Genomic DNA, 21,012 nt, shown 5'->3' with positions numbered 1-21,012 from the left:
GGCACACCATGGGCGGCCGCCCGGCGTCTCACCCAGTGTCGGTACGCCTCCCGGGGCCCGCTGTCGCTGGTACGCCATCGGAGTGCATCAGCTCCGTCGCGGTGACCGCGCGCAGACCGCGGCCGCGCAGACCGTCGAGGACCGTGGGCAGCGCGGTCAGGGTTCCGGGGTGACCGAAGTGCAGACTGACCACGGAACCGGCGCGGACCCGGCCGAGGATCGTGTCCCGCACCGCGTCCGGCCCAGGGTCCTGGAAGTCCTGGGAATCCACGTCGTAGGAGAGGACGTGCGGGTACCCGGCGCGGGCCGCCAGACCGGTCACGAGGTCCGTGGCGGTACGGGCCCGCGACGGCCGGAACCAGCTTCCGATGGTCCCGGTGAGGCGGCGCAGCCGGTCGGCGCATTCGGTGATCTCCGCGTACGCCTCGTCGGCGGGCAGTGCGCAGACGGCGCGGTGCCGCATGGTGTGGTTGCCCAGCTCATGGCCGCCGTCCAGGACCCGCCGGGCCAGCTCCGGCTGTTCGTCGAGCCAGGTGCCGACGGCGAGGACGGTGACCCGGGCCCCGGCCCGCTCGGCCTCGGACAGCAGCGAGCGGGCCAGCTCCGGGTCGCCCTGGCCGTGGAAGGTGAGGGCCACCGTGTTTCCGCCGCGCGGCCCGTGGGTGATCTGGGGCGGCAGTCCGGGGAAACGCACCGGTCCGCGGGGCGCGTGTCCGGCGGGCGTGGCCGTACCGGAGGAGGGCGTCCCGGTGGCACCGGCGGGTCTGGACGACGAGGACACGGGGTGGTGGCCGCAGCCGACGCCGCACGCCGTGGCCGCCACGGCACCGCTCGCGGACCGCAGGACATCACGGCGGGAGAAAGGGGACACCTGAAGCATGAGAGCACGCCCCTGGTCGATATGCGGCGATTTCTCGCTGGTGAGGTGTGTTTTTCCGTCGATCGCCGGGCATGGACATGAGCTCTGGGCCGGGCAGGGCCATGGGCTCGCACCGAGGTCCGGGGCGCGTCGGGGCGCCCATCGGCACGCATGGCACGCTGGGCCTTTGTATTTCGTGCACCACCGAGGAGACGAGCCACGTGCCGCAGAACCACCCACCGGAGCCCACCGCCGCCCCGGCGGTGCTCGCCGAGGAGCGGCGACTCCATAAGGACCTCGGATTCTGGGGCCTGACCGCGATCGGGTTCTCCAACATCCTGGGGTCCGGGTGGCTGTTCGCGGCCCTGTACGCCGCTCAGACCGCCGGCCCCGCCGCCCTGCTGTCCTGGATCGCGGCGGGTGTGCTGTGTGCCCTGATCGCCCTGGTGATGGTGGAGCTCGGCGCCACCCGCCCGGAGGGCGGTGGCACCGTGCGCTGGCCGCTGTACGCCAGCGGACGGCTGGTCGGCACGATGATCGGCTGGTCCGTGCTGCTCTCGGTGGGTGGTACGGCGGCCGAGATCAGCGCGATCATGCAGTACGCCGCGCACTATCTGCCGGGGCTCTACAGCGGCGGCACACTCACGGTCTCGGGACTCGGCGTGGCCGTCGCGCTCAGTGTCGTGCTGACGGTGTGCAACTGGTTCGCCGTGCGGATATTCGCCCGGCTGAACAACCTCATCTCGGTGTTCAAGGTCGTCGTCCCCGTCCTCACCATCGTCGCGCTGTTCCTGTCCGGCACCCATTCCGGACGCCTCACGGATCACGGCGGTTTCGCGCCGTACGGCTACGCGGCCTGCCTGACCGCGCTGGCCGGTGGCGGCATCGTGTACTCCGTCAACGGCTTCCAGGCCCCGCTCGACTTCTCCGGGGAGGCCCGCAACCCGCGCCGTACCGTACCGGCCGCGGTGCTCACCGGCATCGGCCTCGCCGTGCTGGTCTACCTCGGGCTCCAGCTTGCCTTCCTGTTCACGGTGCCCGAGTCGCTGCTGGGCCACGGCTGGAAGGGCGTCAACTTCGAGTCGCCCTTCGGGCAACTCGCGCTGGTGCTCAACCTCCACTGGCTGGCCACGCTGCTCTACGCCGACGCGGTGATCTCACCAGGCGGATCGGCCTACGTGGGCGTGGCCATCGACGCTCGCCACACCTACGCCCTGGCCAAGAACGGGCTGCTGCCCCGCTTCTTCATGCGCATCCACCCCCGCTCCGGGGTGGCGCGCCGGGCACTGCTGCTCAACCTGGCGGTCATCGTCGTCTTCATGCTGCCGTTCGGCGGCTGGCAGGACATCGTGAGCGTGATGGGTGACATGTATCTGCTGATCTACGCGGCCTCGGCGGTCGCCGTCGCGGCATTCCGGGCACACGACCGCGAGCGGGGAGTGACGCGGGCCGAGGGCCGGGTGCCGGGGGTGCGCTGGATCGCACCGGTCAGCTTCGTGGTGGCCAGCGAGTTCGTCTACTGGTCGGGCTGGCACGATCTGCGGCTCGCGTTGCCCTTCGTGCTGGTCGGCGCGGTGTTGTTCCTGCTGCAGCGTCGTGAGGACGGCGGCGCGTCCCTGGGGGAGGAGCTGCGGCGCGGCGCTTGGCTGGTCTTCCATCTGGCCGCGCTGACCGTGCTGTCGTGGCTCGGCACCTTCGGCGGTTCCGCCCGCCTCCCGGCGCCGTACGACACCGTGGCGGTGGGCGTCCTCGCCCTCGCCGTGTTCGTGTGGGCGGTCCGCGCGGGCGCCCGGCACCTGCGCGCCTCGCAGGTCAGCGCAGCGTCGCCGTGAAGCTCCGGCCGTAGGCGTGGCGGGTGGTGACGACGATCCGGGTACCGCCGGGCACCCGGCCCACCCGGACCCCGTCGTCCGCGGCCACGGCCCGCATCCTGCGGCCGCGGACGACGACCGAGACCGTGTCGCGCTCGGTGGTCGGATCGGACACCGCGATGGCCAAGGCGCCGTCCCGGGCCTCCCGCAGGAGCACCGAGCCCGGTCCGCGCACCGACAGCCGCCCGGCGCGATGGGTGCCGGGGGCGAAGGCGTTGAGCGCGGTGATCCGCAGACCCCGGTGGGCCACGGCCTGCAGCCGGGCCGTGTTGGCCAGGACGGCGAGTGGCCGACGGGCGTAGGCGCCCAGTTGGCGTTCGGTGGCGTTCGGGACGAGGGCGTACGCCATCGAGGTGTGCGGCGCCCCGGCCGAGCGCTCCACCGTGACGGCGAAGAGCTGTTTGGTCACCGGGAGGTCGGGGTTGGCGAGGCGGACGGCGCGGCGGCCGCGGGTGACGGTGTCGAGCGTGACCGTGGGCGGTGGCCCGTCGAGGATGACATAGCCGACCGAGGCGGCCCGGGTGGCATTGGCGTACCGCAGCCAGGCGAGCGGGGCCGTGCCGATGCCGGACCAGGGCGCACCGCCACGGAGCCGCCCGGTGAGGGCGAGGGTGTCCGAGGGGGCGGCGATCCGGGTGTCGAGGGTCGTCGTCACCGCGCGGCCGGCGGCGTCGCCGACCCCCGCGGCCAGCACCACGATCTCGTCGTCGAACAGGAACCACGACTTGGTGGCATCGGCGTTGCGATACACCACGAAGTCGTCGGGGAGGTCGCCCGCCTGTTTCGCGGCGTACGCCACGTCGTCGGACTGGACGAGCCCCACCACTCCGTACGCGCCCAGGGCGGCGCCACCGGAGAACGGGTGGGTGCCGCGGGGGAAGTAGACATAGGTGTTCTGCGCCTCCGACGAGGAGGTGAAGCCACGTTCGGGGTTGTCGTACCAGAGCGTGCCGTAGAGCTCGGGGACGGCGCGGCGGGTCTCCACGGGGGCGGTGACTCCGGCGAGGCGGTGGGGCGGGACGGTGGTGAGGTAGTCGATGCCGAACGCCTGGGTCTGGTCCTGGCCGGAGAGATACAGATGATGCGCGCCGTCCCCCTGGAACCAGGGCATCAAGTTCTCGCCGCTCATGTACTCGTACCGGCTGATCCTGGAGGAGCTGCGGGCCAGGGCGAAGGCATAGCCGGGGCGCCGGTGGACGGTTCTGTCCATCGCGTTGAACGCGACATGGCGTTCGGCGGGCCCGAGGTCCCGCACCGGGATCGAGGAGTCGGCGAGGATGTCGGTGTAGCGGGCGATGCTCACCGGGGACACGAACGCCGAAGGGTCGAGCGCGGCCTTCGAGGTCTGCCGCAGATACGAGACATAGCCCTTCAGCGCCGTGGCATCGGCGCCGGTGGCATGGGCGGACAGGCCCACCACGGCCTCCACCACCTCGGCCGCGTCGGCGTACCCCGTCGCCGGGCGGGACACCCCGCGCCCCTTGACGATCTCCATCAGCCAGCCCTCGAAGATCAGCGGTGCGAAGCCGTCCACCACCCACCCCTGGGCGACGCGGACCAGCCGGTCGTCGGTGGTGTAGCCCGTGCCGTCGAGCATCTTGATGGTCTGCACGACACGGGTGAGCAGCCCCTTGCCGTAGGAGCCCGTGTAGGCCACGGACGCGTGCTGGATGAAGGAGCCATCGGCGTAGAAGCCGTCGGTGACACCGTGCCGCAGCTCGTACGGGTCGATCGTGGCCAGGATCGTCAGCTGGTCGGCGATGGCCTTGGCGATCCGGGCGTCGTCGCCGAGCACGGCGCCCTGGAGGATGCGGTTGGTGGTGATGTCGGCGAGGTTGGCGCCGGTGTGGAAGCGTGAGTCGAGGTCGACGTCACCGGCCTTGCCATTGCGCAGATACGCGTCCATCGAGGCGACGTAGGTGGCGGCCAGCTCGGGCCGGTACGCGGCGAGTTCGTCCGCGAGCAGCGCCAGGATCTTGCTGACGTGGGTGGAGATGCCGATCTCCCAGGTGAACCAGTTGCCGTAGTAGCCCTTCGACTGGTCGCCGTAATAGTGCTCATGGAGCCATGTCAGGCCGTCGATGACGCGCCGCCGGACACCGGTGTCGCCGGGCAGCCCGGACGGTGTGCCGCCTTCCGGTGTGCGGGTGGCCAGGGCGATCTCGTAGAGGTACTGGAACGAGGTGATCAGGTTGGGATCGCTCGTGCCCAGTGCCAGGCCCTGGAAGAGCTCGCCCTGCCCGGCGCGGTCCATCGCGGTGAGCCGGGAGCGGGCGGTCGCGGCGATGGCCGCGAGTCTGGCGCGCACCTCGGGTCGGGCGCCCATTTCGCGCGTCCCGGCGAAGACGGCCACGGTGTTGTCGATCAGCCGGGTATGCGCGGCCCCGGAGGCTTCACCGGGCGCTGTTTCGCCGTGTGTGGCCGGATGTCCCGCCGCCCGTGCGCGCAGCGGCAGGGCCATGGCCGACAGAGCGGCGGCCGGGAGCGTGGAGACGAGGGCACGACGCGAGAGAGGCACGGGCACGCTCCAACGGTCGACGGGGTCCGATGGGGAACCGCCGCACCATTCAAGCAACCCCGGCTTCCCCTGTCACGGGATCGGAATCGGGGGGCTGCGGGCGGGTTTATGTCGCCAATATAGGCAACAGAATCGTGGACAATCTTGTTGGCCTAGATTTACCTTCGACAGGCACTCACTCAGGGAGGGCACGCGATGCCGAAGGAAGCTCGTCCAGGCACCGGAGAGCAGGCCAAGCAGCATGCGATGGAGCGGCTGCGGCAGGCGATTTTGCGCGGGGAGATGGCACCGGCCCAGCGGCTGGTGGAGAACGAGCTCGCCGAGCAATTCGACGTGACACGGGCGAGCATCCGCGCGGCGCTGATCGATCTGGCATCCGAGGGGCTGGTCGAGCGGATCCGCAACCGTGGTTCACGGGTGCGGGTGGTGAGCGTGGAGGAGGCCGTGGCCATCACCGAATGCCGCATGGTCCTGGAAGGGCTGTGCGCCGCCAAGGCGGCCGTCGAGGCCAGTGAGGAGCAGCTGACCGAGCTGGCCGACCTGGGCACGGCGATGTCCAAGGCGGTCGCCGACGGCGAACCGCTGACCTACTCCGACCTCAACCACCAACTGCACGCCCGCATCCGGGAGATCTCCGGTCAGCAGGTGGCGGTGGAACTGCTGGAGCGGCTCAACGCACAGCTGGTGCGCCATCGGTTCCAGCTCGCGCTGCGGCCGGGGCGTGCCCAGCGGTCCCTGGGTGAACACCTGGCCGTGATCGAAGCGATCAGGGCCAGGGACCCACAGGCGGCCGAAGCGGCCGTCCGTGCCCACCTCGCCAGTGTGATCGACGCCTTGAACGAAGCGCCGGCGTCGACGCCGTGAGCACATGACGCGGGCTCGCGCCGCGGGGTGGGTCACCGACCTTGTTCAGCAAGGAGATATCAGCGATGACGCACGGTAACGCGGGCGACGCGCCCGCTGCCGCACGGCCGGCCGGTGCGATCGTCACCGATCCGCCACGCGCCGGGGCCGAGCACGTGGACGCCCTGCGGGGGTATGGCGTGGCCACGGTGCACGAGGCCATGGGCCGCACCGGATGCCTCGGCCCTGGTCTGCGCCCCGTCCAGCGGGACGTGCGCATCGCGGGCACCGGGGTCACGGCGCTGTGCTGGCCCGGCGACAACCTGATGATCCACGCCGCGGTCGAGCAGTGCGCCGAGGGCGACATCCTCGTCGTCGCCACCACCTCGCCGTCCACGGACGGCATGTTCGGCCAGCTCTTCGCCACCGCGCTCCACCACCGCGGCGTCCGCGGCCTGGCCATCGACGCCGGGGTGCGCGACACCGCCTAACTGCGCGCGATGGGCTTCCCCGTCTGGTCGGCGGCCGTGTGCGTGCAGGGCACCGTCAAGGCCACGGCCGGATCCGTCAATGTGCCCGTGGTGGTGGGCGGGCAGTGCACCGGAAACCGATGTCGACTATCTGTTTCTGCAGATCGGTGTGGGCCGGGCCGAGGTCTCCGACCGGCAGAACTGCGGCAACCTCCTGGCCGGAGTCGGCCCCTTCGCCGTCGAACGGGGCCTGGTCGCCGCCCGGGACGGGCGGACACCGGTGCGGATCAAGATGGTCAACAGCGGCGACCACGCCACCGTGACCGTTCCCACCCTGGACCGGCGCGTCGACTACACCGGCTCGGCCGAGATCTCGGGCGTACCGGGATCCGCCGCCCCGCTGGTGATCGGTTTCCAGCAGGGCAGCGGCCCTCTGCTGCCCACCGGCCGCGCCCGTGACGTCATCGACGGCACCCCGGTGACCTGAGTGGACAACGGCATGCCGACCGTACTGATCGCCGCGTCCGCCCTGAACGTCACCGGCTACGAGGACCCCGGCGAGCCGGAGGCGGACACGGTGCTCGGCGCCCGGCTCCAGGAGATCCGGTTGGCGGCAGGCCGATTGATGGGCCTGGGCGATGTCCGTGCCACGACCGTGCCCAAGCTCAGCCTGCTGGCCCCGCCCGCCCACGGTGGCACCGTGATGACCCGCACCTTCCTCCCGGTCCGCTGCCACACGGCGATCGGCGTCCTGGGAGCCGCCAGTGTCGCCGCCGGGCTGTGTGTCGAGGGAAACGTCGGCGAGGACATGGCCCGGCTCCCGGCGACGGGGGAGCGGCTGCGCATCGAGCACCCCACCGGCTTCCTGGACATCGACACGGCCGTGGACAACGGAGCCAGTCCCGTGGCACGGGGTACGGCAGTCGTGCGCACCGCGCGGAAGATCTTCGACGGCACGGTCTTTCCCCGGCCCGCCTGATCCGGCGCTCCGTGGCGCCCACACACCGGTGCCCGGTCGTGCCACACACCACCCTTCCTTTTCGGCCCCACCATGCCTTCCCCGCCACGCCTCCATTCCCCAACCGTCCGCCCCTCCAAAGGAGTTGCCGATGACCCCGCTGCTCGGGGACATCGCCCACCTCGGGCATGTCGAACTGCTCACCCCGACCGCAGTCCCTGGTTCTTCACCACCATCCTCGGCCTGACCGAGAACGGCCGCTCCGGCGACTCGGTCCACCTGCGGACCTGGGACGACTGCGAACACCACAGCCTGACCCTCACCGCCCACCCGGCCTCGGGCATCCGCCGCACCGCCCCGCGCGCGGCCGGTGCGGAAGCCCTCCACCGCCGAGTGAAGGAGGCCGAGGCCGCCGGCCTCCCCGGCGCTGGGTCGAGGACGAGCCCGGTATCGGCCCGCTCTATGTCACCAGCGACCCGGACGGCCATGAACTCGCCCTCTACCGGGCGAGCCCGCCGGGCCTCCGACGGGTCAAGGAGGGGGCGCACACCGTGCTCGAGGCGGGTGGCGCCGCAACGCCCGAGGGAGCCGCCGCCCTGGCCGAGCTGGACGCGGACCTGCGTGAGCTGGGCATCGCGCCGCGCGGAAGCGCAGCGCTGCTCGCGGGGGGCCTGTTCCTGGACGGTCTCGCGATGGGTCTCCCGGCACCGGCGGTTGCCGTGGTGGCGTGGTGCCGGTCGGTCGGTGCCGCTCGCCCCGGCGGTCTGTGTCGCGCGTGCCATCTCGCCTCCCCGGTCAGGATGGCCGCAGCCCATGACCGCCCCGCCTGCCCGCACGGCTGGGCCCGCCGACCGGTGGGACATGACCGGCGGCGGGCCCGGGCGCCGAGAGGGGCGGTGACTAATCCCACCGTTCCCCTTCGGCCTGTGAAGGAGTCGTCCTCTGTACATCGGGGTGGCCGGTGTCCGGCTCGTCATCGCGCTCGCCCTCGGCCTGTGAGGGGGTCGTCCACGGCACGTCCGGATGGCCGGTTTCCCGTTCGCGTTCGGTGTGGGAGGGGGCCGGCTCGGTCATGTGATGCCTCCGCTCCTAGTGCGGACGATGCCGATTTTACGCCTGTATGTTCCGGTTGGTGCAGTGCGGCCGGGTCGGCGACCTCCTATGCGCTGATGTCGATCGTGATGTCGGTATGTACATGAGTATGTCTAGACCAGTGTCATGTTCACTGCCATGATGGCCCCGCACCCCTCAGCACCATGAGCCCCCCATTCCCCCCGCCGACGCGGCCGTCCCGCCGCGCGAGAGGTGATGTATGTCCAGACGCGTCTCCACCCGATTCCGGACCCTGCCCTGCTGGGCATCAGCCCTGCTGCTCGCCCTGGGCATGACCGCGCTGGCCCCCGAGGCGTCCGCCCGGACGGCCGTGCCCAGCACGATCCCGCTGAAGTTCACCAACAACTCCGGGCGCGGCGACCAGATCTACGTCTATACGATCGGCACCCTGCTCTCGACCGGCAGGCAGGGCTGGGCCGACGCCTCCGGGACCTTCCACCCCTGGCCGGCCGGTGGCAACCCGCCGACCCCGGCCCCCGACGCGTCGATCGCCGGTCCGGCCAACGGCCAGGCGCTGACGATCCGCATCCCGAAGCTCTCCGGCCGGGTCTACTTCTCCTACGGCCGGAAGCTGGACTTCCGGCTCACCACCGGCGGCCTGGTGCAGCCCGCCGTGCAGAACCCCTCCGATCCCAACAGGAACATCCTGTTCAACTGGAGCGAGTTCACCCTCGACGACTCCGGCCTGTACATCAACAGCACCCAGGTCGACATGTTCTCCGCGCCGTACGCGGTGGGCGTGCAGGGCGCCGACGGCGGCGTGAAGAGCGCCGGCCACCTCAAGCCCGGTGGCTACAACGGCGTCTTCAACGCACTGCGCGCCCAGCCCGGCGGCTGGGCGGGCCTCATCCAGACCCGCCCGGACGGCACCCTCCTGCGGGCCCTCGCGCCCGGGCACGGCATCGAGGCGGGCGGGCTGCCCGCGAACGCGATGGACAACTACATCAACCGGGTGTGGCAGAAGTACACCAGCTCCACCCTGACGGTCACGCCCTTCGCCGACCGGCCGAACACCAAGTACTTCGGGCGGGTCTCCGGCGACGTCATGAACTTCACCAACGGCGCCGGAGCCGTGGTCACCAGCTTCCAGAAGCCGGACTCCGACTCCGTCTTCGGTTGCTACAAGCGCCTGGACGCACCCAACGACCAGGTGCGCGGCCCGATTTCGCGGACCCTGTGCGCCGGCTACAACCGCACGACCCTGCTCACCAACTCCAACCAGCCCGACACCAGTGACGCCGGGTTCTACACCGACGCCGTGACCAACCACTACGCCCGGGCGATCCACGCCCAGATGGCCGACGGCAAGGCGTACGCCTTCGCCTTCGACGACGTCGGCCAGCACGAGTCGCTTGTCCATGACGGCAATCCGCAGCAGGCGTACATCACCCTGGACCCCTTCAACTAGACCGGCAGGAGGCACGGCATGAGACGCACCAGACCGCTGCGCACCCGCCTGGCCGCCCTCGCCACCGGAGCACTCGCCCTGCTGGCCCCGCAATTCCTCCCGGCCACGGCCGAGGCGGCGCCGTCCGCCACCATCTGCAACACATACTGCGACGCCCGTGACCCGGCGCTCGCCCCGCAGAGCCGCAACCCCGTCACCACCACCCTCTTCTCCCGCTCCATCGCCCTGCACTTCGACGACGCCGACGCGATGGGCTGGGCCTCCATCGACAACGGCAGCCCCGGTGACGAGGTGTGGCTGGACCGCTCGTTCGACGGCGGCCGGAGCTGGTCCTCGGGCAGTCGCCTCGGCAACACCGCCATCCCGTCCGGACAGCGGGGCCGGCGCACCCTCATGTACAACGTGGACGACTGGGGCGCCCATGGCGTCGGCGCGCTGCGGGCCTGCGGCAAGGCCGGTGACCGCCCCGACATCGCCTGTACGCCCTGGGCCCGTACGACCTGGAACGCGTGGGACCGCCGCACGGCCGCCGCCACCGCGCAGATGGCGTTCTACTCCTACGGGACCGGGCTGTTCTCCACCACCGGCTGGTGGAACTCGGCCAACGCCCTGACGGCCGTCATCGACAACATCCGCGTCACGGGCATGCACAGCTATGAATACACCATCGCCCGCACCTACGACCTCAACCTCGGTGCGCAGGGCGGGCAGTTCCGCAACGACTACATCGACGACACCGGCTGGTGGGGCCTGGCCTGGGTGGCGGCCTACGACCTCACCGGGGACTCCCGCTATCTCGCCACCGCCCGCGCCGACGCCGACTACATGGCCTCCTACTGGGACTCCACCTGTGGCGGCGGTGTGTGGTGGAGCACCGCGAAGACCTACAAGAACGCCATCGCCAACTCCCTCTACCTCCAGCTGAACGCCGCCCTGCACAACCGGATCCCCGGCGACACCGCCTATCTCCAGCGGGCGAAGGCGGAGTGGTCCTGGTTCCAGGGCACCGGCATGGTGAACGGCTCGAACCTGGTCAACGACGGCATCGACCTGGGCAGCTGCAAGAACAACGGCCAACCGGTCTGGTCCTACAACCAGGGCGTTCTGCTCGGCGGCCTCACCGAGCTGTACAAGGCCACCGGCGACGGTGCCGTGCTGGACTCGGCCCGCCGCATCGGCACCGCCGCCACCACGTCGTCCCAGCTCAACACGGCCGACGGCATCCTCAAGGACCCCTGCGAGACCGGCGACTGCGGTGCCGATGGCCCGTCCTTCAAGGGCGCCCATGTGCGGGGGCTGGCCAAGCTGGACGCGGCCCTGCCCGACCACCCCTTCACGGCGTATCTCAAGCGACAGGCGGACCGCGCCTACGCCGCCGACCGCAACGCCCTGGACCAGTACGGACTGCGCTGGTCAGGACCGCTGGACAAAACCGACGCGGCGCGGCAGCACAGCGCACTCGACCTGATGAACGCGGCCTCCTAGACCCGGGCAGCGCCCATCAGCCGCACCTGCCCGGGACCCGGATGGGGCTCCTCCGTCTCCTTCAGCCGCAGCACCTCGGGGCCGCCGTACTCCTCGTAGACGATCGCCTTCATAGCGCTCACTCCCGTCGGCCCCGTCAAGAGGGCGGGTTTGTACCGACAACGCCGTCCTCGGCCGGGACATGCCCCTTCCCGCCGTTCCTTCGGCCAGTTCCACCCGGCCGAAGGAACAGCCGGGGCGACGAACCCGCCCGGTACGGAGGAGGGCGCGGACCGGCTGCTCCCCGCCGATGTGGCCAATACGGCCCGCGCGGTGGGCGGGCTGTGGTGCACGCGATGCTCGACGAGCAGGGACCGGGCCAGGACGGCGCGCCACATCCGGTGCGCCGCGTCCACGTGGGCTGGAAGGTCGGCGACGGCGAGCTGCGCGCCACCGTACGGGACGACGGCCCCGGTGTCCTGCGGCGGACAGCCCCGCGCTCGCGACGTATCGTGGCTGAGGGACGGCGAGCGGAGCGTTTCATGACCACACCGCGGGACCTGTTGATCGTCACCCTGGACGTGGCGCCCATGCGCCCCCTGGAGCGGGGTGATCTGTCGCTCGCGCTCGCGGGAGCCGAGCTGATCGACCTCCTCGACGCCGAAGCGCTCGGGATCGAGGACGACCGCATCGTGCCGGGCCTGTGCCCACCGACCGGAGATCGCCTGCTGGACGAGGCCGCGTCCTCGTTCGTCGGCCGACCGCCGTACGAGCCGGTGGGCGATTGGCTGTGGCGCAGAGGCCGCGGTCTGTCCCCGGCCTATCTGGACGCACTGGCGGCCGCGGGACAGATCACCCGGCGACGCCACGGCTGGCTGCCGCTCCGCTCCGGTGAGGCGGTGCCGGTGGACTCGGCCGCCCGCCGCCACGCGATGGACCGCTGGGCCTCCGACGAGCCCGTCCTCGCGTCCCTCGCGGCGGCCATCGGGGTCCGCGAGCAGCCTGCGGGAGACGCCGCGGGCGCGGTCGGCGACGCGGCCGTGACCGTGCTCGCCGCCGTCAACGACGCCGTGATGGAGCTGGAAGCCGAACGGCAGCGGCGGGCCATCGAGGAAGCGGCCTTCGACAACGTCTGGCGTGGCGAATGACCGCGTGACCGGTTGGCCACCGCGTCAGACGGCCGACCAGCCGTTGTCGACGGGCAGGATGACACCGTTGACGTTGCTCGCGGCCTCGGAGGCGAGGAAGAGGATGGCGGCGGCCTGCTCCTCGGCCGTGGCGATCCTGCCGACGGTCGCGGTATGGGCTCCGATGACGGCCGGACCATGCGCTCCCGGCCGGGCGTCGACCCGGATGGCGGTGGCGGTGCCGCCGGGGGCGATCGCGTTGGCCCGGATCCCCTGGTCCCGGTACATCACGGCGAGGGACTTCACCAGGCCCGCCACACCGTGCTTGGCGGCGGTGTAGGCGGCACCGGCCGTACTGCCGCGCAGCGACGCCTCCGAGGCGGTGAAGACGATCGAGCCCCGGCCCGCCGCCAGCATGTGCGGCAGCGCGGCCCGGGTGAGCATGAACGGGGCCGTCAGATTGACCCGCAGTACACGATCCCATTCGGCGTCGTCGGTGTCCGCGACCGCCGAGAAGCGGTCCATGATGCCGGCGTTGTTGACCAGCACGTCCAGGCCGCCGAACTCCTCCACGGCCGTGGCGACGACCTCGTCCACCACCCGCTGGTGGACCAGGTCGCCGACCACGGCCCGGGCCGTGCCCCCTTGTGTCCCTATGGCCGCGACGACACTTTCAACGCCGTCCCGGTCGAGGTCCGCGACCAGCACCCGCGCCCCCTCCCGGGCGAGCGCCAGGGCGGTGGCCCGGCCGATTCCCGATCCCGCCCCGGTGACGATGACGCCATGACCCTCGAGTCCGGTGCTGCTCACGTGTTCCTTTCCACGCGGCGATCCGTGCCGCGCTGACCGTGGGTGTTCTTCCGCATGGGGCGGCGGAGGCGGGTGGGCCCGCCTCCGCCGCGACATCACGGGTGTCCGGGTGCGGCCGTCAGTCCTGGATCTCGATGGCCAGGGCAGGGCACACCGCCGCGGCGTGCCGGACGTCCTCGGCCTGCTCGGCCGGGGGCTCGGGGGTGAGCAGCACCACGATGCCGTCCTCGTCGCGCTGGTCGAAGACCTCCATCGCGGCGACCACACACTGGCCGGAAGCGACGCACTTGTCCTGGTCGACGGTCACCTTCATGAGCTTCTCCTTTGTCACCAGGTCACGGGCAGTTCGTAGACGCCGTAGACGGATCCGTCGTGCTTGAACGGGATCCGCTCCAGCTCGGTGGCCGGCCGCAGCGTGGGGATGCGGCGGTAGAGGGTGTTGTAGACGACCTGGAGCTCCATCCGGGCCAGCGGCTGGCCCAGGCACTGGTGCACCCCGAAGCCGAAGGCCACATGGCGGCGGGCATCGCGCCGCAGGTCCAGCCGGTCGGGCTCGGCGAACACATCCGGGTCCCGGTTGGCGATTTCATTGGCCAGGATCAGCCCCTCGCCGGCGCGGATCACCTCCCCGCCGATCTCGATGTCCGCCACCGCCACCCGGCGCCGCCCGCCGTGGGTGATGTGCAGATAGCGCAGCAGCTCCTCCACCGCCGAGGCGATCAGCTTGGGGTCGTCGGTCTCGCGCAGCAGGGCGAGCTGATCGGGGTGCTCGAAGAGCGCGAGGGTGCCGAGCGCGATCATGTTCGCGGTGGTCTCGTGTCCCGCGATCAGCAGCAGCACACCCATCTGCGCCGCCTCGTCGCGGGCCAGCTCGCCCGCGGTGACCCGCCCGGCCAGCCCGGACAGCAGATCGTCGACGGGACGGGCGATCTTCTCGCCCATCAGATCGTCCAGATAGCCGATCAGGTTCCCATGGGCGGCCGAGCGCTGCTCGGGGGTGACGTTCCGGTTGATGATGACCTTGCTGTTCTCCTGGAAGAAGCCGTGGTCGGCGTAGGGCACTCCGAGCAGCTGGCAGATCACCAGCGAGGGCACGGGCAGGGCGAACGCCTCCACCAGGTCGACCGGGTTCGGACCGGCCAGCAGCTCGTCGATCAGATCGTCCACGATCTTCTGCACACCGGGCCGCATCGCCTCCACCCGCCTGATGGCGAACGGCGCCGTCACCATCCGCCGCAGCCGGGCGTGCTCGGGGTCGTCCTTCAGGATGAAGCTGACCCCGGTGCCTCCGGGCGGCATCGGGGCCTGCCGGGGATAGCCGGGCCGGTTGATGTCGGCGCTGACCCTCGGGTCGCCCAGCAGCATCCGCTGATCGGCGTACCCGGTCACCAGCCACGGAGTGCTGCCGTCCCACAGGCGGACCTTCGCCAGCGGGCCCTCCTGCCGCATGTCCCGCAGCTCCGGGGGCGGGTCGAACGGGCAGCCCGCCGCCCTGGCCATCGGAAACTCCGGGGGCCGCGCGGCGCGCTCGTCCACCGGGTTCACTGTGCTGGTCATCGATCCCTCAATTCGTTTGAGGCGTGTGGTGAAACCCCCGTTGTCCCCCGACGGCCCTCACGGACCGCTGGTGTGCGAGCCGCGCTCAGCGGGTGACGGGCGCCAGCCACAGCCCGACGATGCCGTCGATCAGGCCGGTGGCGGCGTCATGCCAGCTGGACCGGGGCGTGGCGGTGTTCTCGGCGAGCGCGCGCTCCCGCTCCGCGCACATGTGCAGGATCAGATTGCGCGCCATGGCGCCGCGCTCGCGGTGCACCTCGATCGGCAACTCGGGGAGGCACCGGTTGAACCCTTCGATGGTGCGCCGCAGCGCCGGGGAGGCCAGCGACTCCTCGGTCATGATCTCGTGGAGCGCGGGATCGGTCATCACCTGGGCGCAGAACCGCGCGTACCAGGTGGGACTGCCCATGTCCGCCAGATGCTCGAGGACCGGGCGCACCAGACAGGCCACCCAGTCCCGTACGTCGGTGGAGTCGCCGATCTCCCCCAGCAGCCGCCGGCGCAACCGCTCGACCTGCTCGGCGTGTTGCCCGGCGATCGCCCGTACCAGGTCGGCCTTGGTGCCGAAGTGGTAACCGACCGCCGCGTTGTTGCCCTGTCCGGCGGCCTCGCTCACCTGGCGGTTGGAGACCGCGTACACCCCGCGCTCGGCGAACAGCCGCTCCGCGGCGGCGAGGATCGCCTCTCGCGTGGCGTCGGCCCGTTCGTGCCGTACGGTCCTGGTGGCCACGATCACCTCCTCCCCGGCATGAGCGGTCGCTCGCCGTTTCCTCGATCCACGACGCTCTCCCTCGGTTCGGGGTGGTCATCGACATGATCAGGCAACCCCATGGGTAGCCTTAAGTCAAGCGACTGATTTAAGTCAGGATGCCATCGGAACCACGCGCACCACCGCTGAGACCCCACGGCGTGAGGAACGTCGTTCAGCCGCCGTACGACTCGCCGGCGTCGTGGACCAACAGGGCGATCTGGACGCGGTTGTTGAGGTCCAGCCGGGTCAGGATGCGCGACACATGGGCCTTCACCGTCGGCAACGCCAGATGCAGCTCCCGGGCGATCTCCGCGTTGGAGCGGCCGCCCCCGACCGCCCGGGCCACCTCCCGCTCCCGCTCGCCCAGCAGCGCCAGCCGGGCCCGGGCGGCGGTGGCCCGGTCCTCCTGCCCGCCGCCCGCCACCTGCTCGATGAGGCGGCGGGTGACGGCGGGGGAGAGCACCGGATCCCCGGCGGCCACCGTCCGGATGGCCGTGACGATGTCCTGTGGCGGGGTGTCCTTGAGGAGGAACCCGGCCGCCCCGCCGCGCAGCGCCCGCAGCACATGCGCGTCGGTGTGGAAAGTGGTCAGCACCAGCACCTCCGGGGCGCCGGGCCGGGCCCGGAGCTCGGTGGTGGCGGTCAGCCCGTCCACACCCGGCATCCGGATGTCCATCAGCACCACATCGGGCCGCTGCGCGGCGACCAGGGCCGGCACCTCCGCCCCGTCGGCGGCCTCCGCGACGACCTCGATGTCCGGGGCACCGCCCAGCATCAGGCGCAGCCCGGCCCGTACGATCGCGTCGTCGTCCACCAGCAGGACATGGATCACTCGCGCCGTCCTCCCTCACCCCTGGCCCGCGGCGGACACCGGGTCCACCGCGGGCCAGGGTAGCCAGGCGCGGACCCGGAAACCGTCGTGGGCCGGACCCGCGCTCAGCTCGCCACCGGCCAGCCGGGCCCGTTCGGCCAGCCCGATCAGCCCCTGCCCGCCGCCTTCGCCACCGCCGGTGTCCGCGGCCGCTCCGGGTGCCGGCGCGTTGCGGACCTCCACGGTCAGCCGCTCGGCCGGGCCCCCGGCCACCCGTACGGTGACCGGGGCGCCGGGCGCGTGTTTGCGCGCGTTGGTCAGCGCCTCCTGGACGATGCGGTACGCCGTCCGCCCCACCATGGGCGGCGGGGCCGGTCCGTCGGGCGGCCCGGTCAGCTCGATCCGGCCGCCCGCCGCCCGTGCCTCCGCCACCAACCGGGCCAAATCCGCCAGTTCGGGCTGGGGCCGCTCGTCCTCCGCCGGTCCCGCGCGCAGCACCCCGATCACCTCGCGCAGATCGCGCAGCGCCAGACGGGCGCTCTCCCGGATCACCCCGGCGGCCTTTCCGATCTCCTCCCGGGGCGCGCTCGTATGGAACTCCAGCGCCCCCGCGTGCACGCTCAGCAGCGTCAGCCGGTGCCCCAGCACATCATGCATCTCCCGCGCGATCTCCTCCCGCGCCTCCCGGCGGGCCCGCTCGGCCCGCGACTCCGCGTCCGCCTCGGCCAGTTCGGCGCGCTCCCGCAGTGAGGCGATCAGCTGCTGCCGGGACCGCCGGAACAACCCCCAGCCGATGGCCCCGGCGATCAGCGCGAAGTACGTCAGCGCCGAGCTCTTCCGGTCCCCGGACACCTCCGGCAGCTGCCACAGGAAGGCGGGAAGCGGTACGAAGGCCACCGCCGCCACCCATGCCGTGGCCCGCCACGGCCGGGTCGCGGCCACCGTGAACACCGCCACCATCGCCGGACCGGTCAGATAGTGCGACGCCTCGCCCCCCGCCAGTAGCAGCGCCACCGCCAGCGCCACCGGCCACCGCCGTCGCAGCAGGACCGTCGCACACCCCAGCCCGCCGATCACCTGGTCGACGGTCCGCCACAGCGGATCGAGGCCGGCCTCGATCGGTATGGAATCCGAGCTGGCGGCGGCGAAACAGGCGGCGAAGAGCATCAGCCCCAGATCGGCTGCCCAGTCCCGGCGGGTGCGGTGAATGCGGCGCATGTCCCGGCAATCTACGCGGACCCGGCGGGGGAGCGGGGGCGGCTGCCGCGAGCGGATACTTAAGTACGACTCACCGGTGGCGGCCGGTGTTCTTCGGTCATCGCCTCGCCGCCTTGTGTCCGATCCGCCGCCCGGGTCGGCCCGCCTAGGTTCGGGCCATGACATCCACCAAGGACACCTCCCCGCTCGCCGCCGTGTCGCATCTGCTCTCCTTCACCCTCGTCGTCGGCGGCGGAAGTGGTCTGCTGCACGAATGGTGGGGCTGGCTCCACTTCATGGGTTTCGTCCGCTTCGTCGTCCCCGGCGGCTATGAGGTCTACAGCTATGTGGTGATGGTCGTCCTCGGCCTGGCGGTGGGCGCGGCGGGCGGTGCGCTCGGCGATCGGAGCCGCGGCCGATGACCACCCCGGTCACCGGCCGCGGTTGACGCGTCGTTACTTCCGCGTCGCGATCCGCATGAACGTGACGGAGTGGGCCGGGAAGGTGTGACTGAAGGTGGTGTCCACACCGTCGAGTGTGGAACCGCTTGCCGTCGCCGCCCGAGAAGTCGTCGCTCAGCAGCGTGGCCCCCGTCCGCCGAGGTGACCCGGACGTCGTCGTACGCGGCGCTGGTGGCCCAGGTGGGCAGGCCGAGGGAGCCGGTGATCGGGCCGGAGGGGAGGGACGGGGTGGCGGACGCCTCGCTCGGCACGACCTGGTCGCCGACGTGGTGGCGAGCGCGGTGAGCGTCCCGGTGTACTCCGTCCAGCGGTCCCCGTGCGCGGTGGCGCGCAGCGGCGTGGCGAGCGAGGTGGCGCCGGGCACACCTGGACCGGGACGTCCTGGTTCATCGAAGGGGACATCGCCGATCGCTTCGGCAGCCTGGACCATCAGGCCCTGCTTTCAGCCGATCGCGGCGGCGCGGTCGTACCGCGGACCTCGAGGGCCGGAGCGGTGAGGGCGACCTCGCCGGGACGGGCGGGGTCGGCGATCCGGTCGAGCAGGCGGCGCGCGGCGCGACGGCCGATGTCGTGGTTCGCGTTGTCCACGGTGGTGAGCCACAGATGGCGCAGCCGCGCGAGGTAGGTGTTGTCGTAGCCGACGAGGGAGAGGTCGTCCGGCACCCGCAGGCCGAGCTCCTCGGCGGCCGACAGGGCGCCGACCCCCGCCATGTCGTTGAACGCGAAGACGGCGGTGGGCCGGTGCGGCGTGCTCAGCAGCCGGACCGTGGCCCGGTAGCCGCCCTCCTCGGTCAGATCGCCCTGCTCCACGGCCGCCGACCCGGACAGACCGTGCTCGCTCATGACCGTCTCGAAGCCACGGCGGCGCAGCTCGCCCACCACTCCCTGTCCGGCGATATGGGCGATGCGCCGGTGGCCGAGGCCGATGAGGTGCTCGGTGGCGAGGCGGGCGCCCAGTTCGTCGTCGCCCGCGACGATGTCCACGTCGGGCAGCACGGGCTCGCGGGTGCCCGCGACCACCGTGGGCACCCGCGCGGCCGCCGTGCGCACCGCCGCCGGGTCCGGGAGCGTGCCGACCGCGATCAGGCCGTCGACCCGCAGCTCGGTGAAGGTGTGGGTGAGGTCCTCGCCGAGCCGCCGGTTGAGCCGGCCGTCGGCCAGCAGTGTCCGCAGACCGCTCGCGTACAGCTGGGAGTTGAGGCCGTCGAGCAGCTCCACGAACCAGGGGTTGCGCAGGTCGTTGAGGAGCACCCCGACGGTCCGGGTGCGCCGCTCGCTGAGGCTGCGCGCGGCGGCGTTGGGCCGGTACCCGAGCTGCTCGACGGCGGCCAGGACGGCCTGCCGCTTCTCGGGGCGCACCTGCTCGGAGCCGCGCAGCACCAGGGAGACCAGCGACTTCGACACTCCGGCCCGTTCGGCGACATCGCGGATCGTCGGTGGTCTCATGTTCTGGACCGTTCCATAGGGCGGACGCGGTTGTCAAAGGGGTTGACACGCTGTGCATAGGGCTCCCAGTGTGGGCCGGGAGATTTATGGAACGGTCCAAAGAAGGGCAGTCATGGTGAGCACGCTCGGGGTCGCCGTCGTGGGATTCGGCTGGATGGGACGGGTGCACACCCAGGCGTACGTCCGGCTACCGCACCACTTCCCGCAGCTGTCCGTACGGCCCGAACTGGTCGCCGTCGCCGACGAGGTGCCCGGACGGGCCGAGGAGGCCGCCGGGCGGTATGGCTTCGCCACCGCAGTCCGGGACTGGCAGGAGGTCGCCGCCGACCCCCGGATCCAGGCCGTGAGCATCGCCGCGCCGAACTTTCTGCACCGCGAGATCGGCATCGCCATGGCCCGGGCGGGCAAGCACATCTGGATCGAGAAGCCGGTCGGGCTCACCGCTGACGACGCCCGCGCGGTCGCCGCCGCCGTGGCCGAGGCCGGGGTCCAGGGCGCGGTCGGTTTCAACTACCGCAACGCGCCCGCCGTCCAGACCGCACGCGCCATGATCGGCGCCGGGGAGATCGGCACCGTCACCCATGCCCGCGTCCGCCTCTTCAGCGACTACGCAGCCCACCCCGAGGCTGCCCTGACCTGGCGGTACGAACGTGCGCGTGGCGGCAGCGGAGTGCTGGGCGACCTCGCCTCGCACGGGGTGGACCTGGCCCGTTTCCTGCTCGGCGAGATCGACACCCTGACCGCCGACACCGCCGTGTTCGTGCCCGAGCGGGCCCGCCCCACCGGCGCCACCGCCGGCCACGCCCGGGCCACCGGCGGCGAGCTGGGCCCGGTGGAGAACGAGGACTACGTCTCCTGTCTGCTGCGCTTCGCCTCCGGCGCCCGCGGGGTGCTGGAGGCGTGCCGGGTCTCGGTCGGCGAGCAGAACACCTACGGCTTCGAGATCCACGGCACCAAGGGCGCGGTCTTCTGGGACTTCCGGCGCATGGGCGAACTCGGCGTCAGCCACGGCACGGCCTATCAGGACCAGCCCGTCTCCACCGTGTACATCGGCCCCGGGCACGGCGAGTACGCCGCCTTCCAGCCCGGCGCGGCCAACAGCATGGGCTATGACGATCTGAAGGTGATCGAGGCGTACCAGTTCGTGCGCTCCATCGCCGAGGGCACCGCCTACGGCGCCACTTTGGACGACGCCGTGCACAGCGCCACCGTGCTGGACGCCATGGCCCGCTCCGCCGAGCGGGGCACCTGGGTGAGCCCCGGCTGAGCGAAGGGGCGGAGGACACCCGGCACATGGTGGACACGGTGAGCACTGGGGCCGAACCGGTGTACTGGAGGGACGACCACG

Annotated in this window: 18 protein-coding genes and 3 pseudogenes; 10 read left to right on the top strand and 11 right to left on the bottom strand. The window is 71.7% G+C overall.

Annotated features, from left to right (window positions below):
• Positions 1-28: 28 nt before the first annotated feature.
• Positions 29-880: a polysaccharide deacetylase family protein gene (locus tag AS97_RS03880; protein WP_247204221.1), complete on the bottom strand. Its 852-nt coding sequence runs from the start codon at positions 878-880 to the stop codon at positions 29-31.
• A gap of 200 nt (positions 881-1,080) precedes the next feature.
• On the opposite strand from AS97_RS03880, the gene AS97_RS03875 reads away from it, so the two are divergent.
• Positions 1,081-2,691: an APC family permease gene (locus tag AS97_RS03875; RefSeq protein WP_059142629.1), complete on the top strand. Its 1,611-nt coding sequence runs from the start codon at positions 1,081-1,083 to the stop codon at positions 2,689-2,691.
• Here AS97_RS03875 and AS97_RS03870 read toward each other — a convergent pair.
• Entirely contained in the window at positions 2,672-5,248 is a 2,577-nt protein-coding gene (locus tag AS97_RS03870; RefSeq protein ID WP_210567126.1) for a polysaccharide lyase family 8 super-sandwich domain-containing protein, read from the bottom strand. The genes AS97_RS03875 and AS97_RS03870 overlap by 20 nt on opposite strands.
• Positions 5,249-5,443: 195 nt before the next feature.
• On the opposite strand from AS97_RS03870, the gene AS97_RS03865 reads away from it, so the two are divergent.
• The 4 genes and pseudogenes from AS97_RS03865 to AS97_RS46840 form a co-directional block, all read left to right on the top strand.
• Positions 5,444-6,112 (top strand): GntR family transcriptional regulator, encoded by a 669-nt coding sequence (locus AS97_RS03865; RefSeq protein ID WP_059142631.1) that lies wholly within the window; start codon positions 5,444-5,446, stop codon positions 6,110-6,112.
• 65 nt (positions 6,113-6,177) lie between these two features.
• A pseudogene (locus AS97_RS03860) lies at positions 6,178-6,687 on the top strand (4-carboxy-4-hydroxy-2-oxoadipate aldolase/oxaloacetate decarboxylase); the annotation flags it as partial.
• Positions 6,686-7,540 (top strand): annotated as a pseudogene (locus AS97_RS03855) (PrpF domain-containing protein); the annotation flags it as partial. The pseudogenes AS97_RS03860 and AS97_RS03855, both read left to right, overlap by 2 nt.
• Positions 7,541-7,670: 130 nt before the next feature.
• Positions 7,671-8,208 (top strand): annotated as a pseudogene (locus tag AS97_RS46840) (triphosphoribosyl-dephospho-CoA synthase); the annotation flags it as partial.
• Between the two features lie 211 nt (positions 8,209-8,419).
• Here the strand turns inward: AS97_RS46840 and AS97_RS03840 are convergent.
• The gene (locus AS97_RS03840; protein WP_156107384.1) at positions 8,420-8,593 is read right to left on the bottom strand and encodes a hypothetical protein; all 174 of its coding nucleotides are present in this window, start codon (positions 8,591-8,593) and stop codon (positions 8,420-8,422) included.
• 238 nt (positions 8,594-8,831) lie between these two features.
• Here AS97_RS03840 and AS97_RS03835 point away from each other — a divergent pair, with 238 nt between their 5' ends.
• Together AS97_RS03835 and AS97_RS03830 are read left to right on the top strand one after the other, a co-directional pair.
• Complete coding sequence (locus tag AS97_RS03835; RefSeq protein WP_059142634.1) at positions 8,832-10,040, top strand: glycoside hydrolase family 64 protein; 1,209 nt, start codon at positions 8,832-8,834, stop codon at positions 10,038-10,040.
• An 18-nt stretch (positions 10,041-10,058) separates the two neighbouring features.
• A complete protein-coding gene (locus AS97_RS03830; protein WP_210564338.1) occupies positions 10,059-11,525 on the top strand; it encodes a glycoside hydrolase family 76 protein in 1,467 nt (488 codons plus the stop codon).
• On the opposite strand, the gene AS97_RS48440 is transcribed toward AS97_RS03830, so the two are convergent.
• Positions 11,522-11,647, bottom strand: a complete 126-nt coding sequence (locus AS97_RS48440) for a hypothetical protein (protein WP_260613207.1) — start codon at positions 11,645-11,647, stop codon at positions 11,522-11,524. The two genes, AS97_RS03830 and AS97_RS48440, sit on opposite strands and share 4 nt — an antisense overlap.
• Positions 11,648-12,046: 399 nt before the next feature.
• On the opposite strand from AS97_RS48440, the gene AS97_RS03825 reads away from it, so the two are divergent.
• Positions 12,047-12,652 (top strand): GPP34 family phosphoprotein, encoded by a 606-nt coding sequence (locus tag AS97_RS03825; protein ID WP_059142680.1) that lies wholly within the window; start codon positions 12,047-12,049, stop codon positions 12,650-12,652.
• Positions 12,653-12,676: 24 nt separating this feature from the next.
• Here AS97_RS03825 and AS97_RS03820 read toward each other — a convergent pair whose 3' ends face one another.
• The 6 genes from AS97_RS03820 to AS97_RS03795 form a co-directional block, all read right to left on the bottom strand.
• Complete coding sequence (locus AS97_RS03820) at positions 12,677-13,441, bottom strand: SDR family NAD(P)-dependent oxidoreductase (protein WP_210564337.1); 765 nt, start codon at positions 13,439-13,441, stop codon at positions 12,677-12,679.
• Positions 13,442-13,559: 118 nt separating this feature from the next.
• Entirely contained in the window at positions 13,560-13,754 is a 195-nt protein-coding gene (locus tag AS97_RS03815) for a ferredoxin (RefSeq protein ID WP_086708265.1), read from the bottom strand.
• A 14-nt stretch (positions 13,755-13,768) separates the two neighbouring features.
• A complete protein-coding gene (locus AS97_RS03810) occupies positions 13,769-14,998 on the bottom strand; it encodes a cytochrome P450 (RefSeq protein ID WP_210564336.1) in 1,230 nt (409 codons plus the stop codon).
• An 85-nt stretch (positions 14,999-15,083) separates the two neighbouring features.
• On the bottom strand, positions 15,084-15,728 hold the full coding sequence (locus AS97_RS03805) for a TetR/AcrR family transcriptional regulator (RefSeq protein ID WP_059142681.1): 645 nt from the start codon (positions 15,726-15,728) through the stop codon (positions 15,084-15,086).
• 193 nt (positions 15,729-15,921) lie between these two features.
• A complete protein-coding gene (locus AS97_RS03800) occupies positions 15,922-16,581 on the bottom strand; it encodes a response regulator transcription factor (protein ID WP_086708263.1) in 660 nt (219 codons plus the stop codon).
• Between the two features lie 15 nt (positions 16,582-16,596).
• Positions 16,597-17,778, bottom strand: coding sequence for a sensor histidine kinase (locus AS97_RS03795; RefSeq protein ID WP_059142640.1), 1,182 nt, complete (start codon positions 17,776-17,778; stop codon positions 16,597-16,599).
• Between the two features lie 158 nt (positions 17,779-17,936).
• On the opposite strand from AS97_RS03795, the gene AS97_RS03790 reads away from it, so the two are divergent.
• Positions 17,937-18,179 (top strand): hypothetical protein, encoded by a 243-nt coding sequence (locus tag AS97_RS03790; protein WP_059142641.1) that lies wholly within the window; start codon positions 17,937-17,939, stop codon positions 18,177-18,179.
• Between the two features lie 468 nt (positions 18,180-18,647).
• Here AS97_RS03790 and AS97_RS03785 read toward each other — a convergent pair whose 3' ends face one another.
• Positions 18,648-19,664, bottom strand: coding sequence for a LacI family DNA-binding transcriptional regulator (locus tag AS97_RS03785; protein WP_210564335.1), 1,017 nt, complete (start codon positions 19,662-19,664; stop codon positions 18,648-18,650).
• 112 nt (positions 19,665-19,776) lie between these two features.
• On the opposite strand from AS97_RS03785, the gene AS97_RS03780 reads away from it, so the two are divergent.
• Positions 19,777-20,931: a Gfo/Idh/MocA family oxidoreductase gene (locus tag AS97_RS03780; RefSeq protein WP_086708257.1), complete on the top strand. Its 1,155-nt coding sequence runs from the start codon at positions 19,777-19,779 to the stop codon at positions 20,929-20,931.
• Positions 20,932-21,012 lie beyond the last annotated feature (81 nt).

The sequence above is a fragment of the Streptomyces sp. AgN23 genome, assembly GCF_001598115.1.
Lineage (GTDB): Bacteria > Actinomycetota > Actinomycetes > Streptomycetales > Streptomycetaceae > Streptomyces > Streptomyces antimycoticus.
Note: the sequence above shows the minus strand (reverse complement) of the source record. Positions and strands in the feature narration are given on the sequence as shown.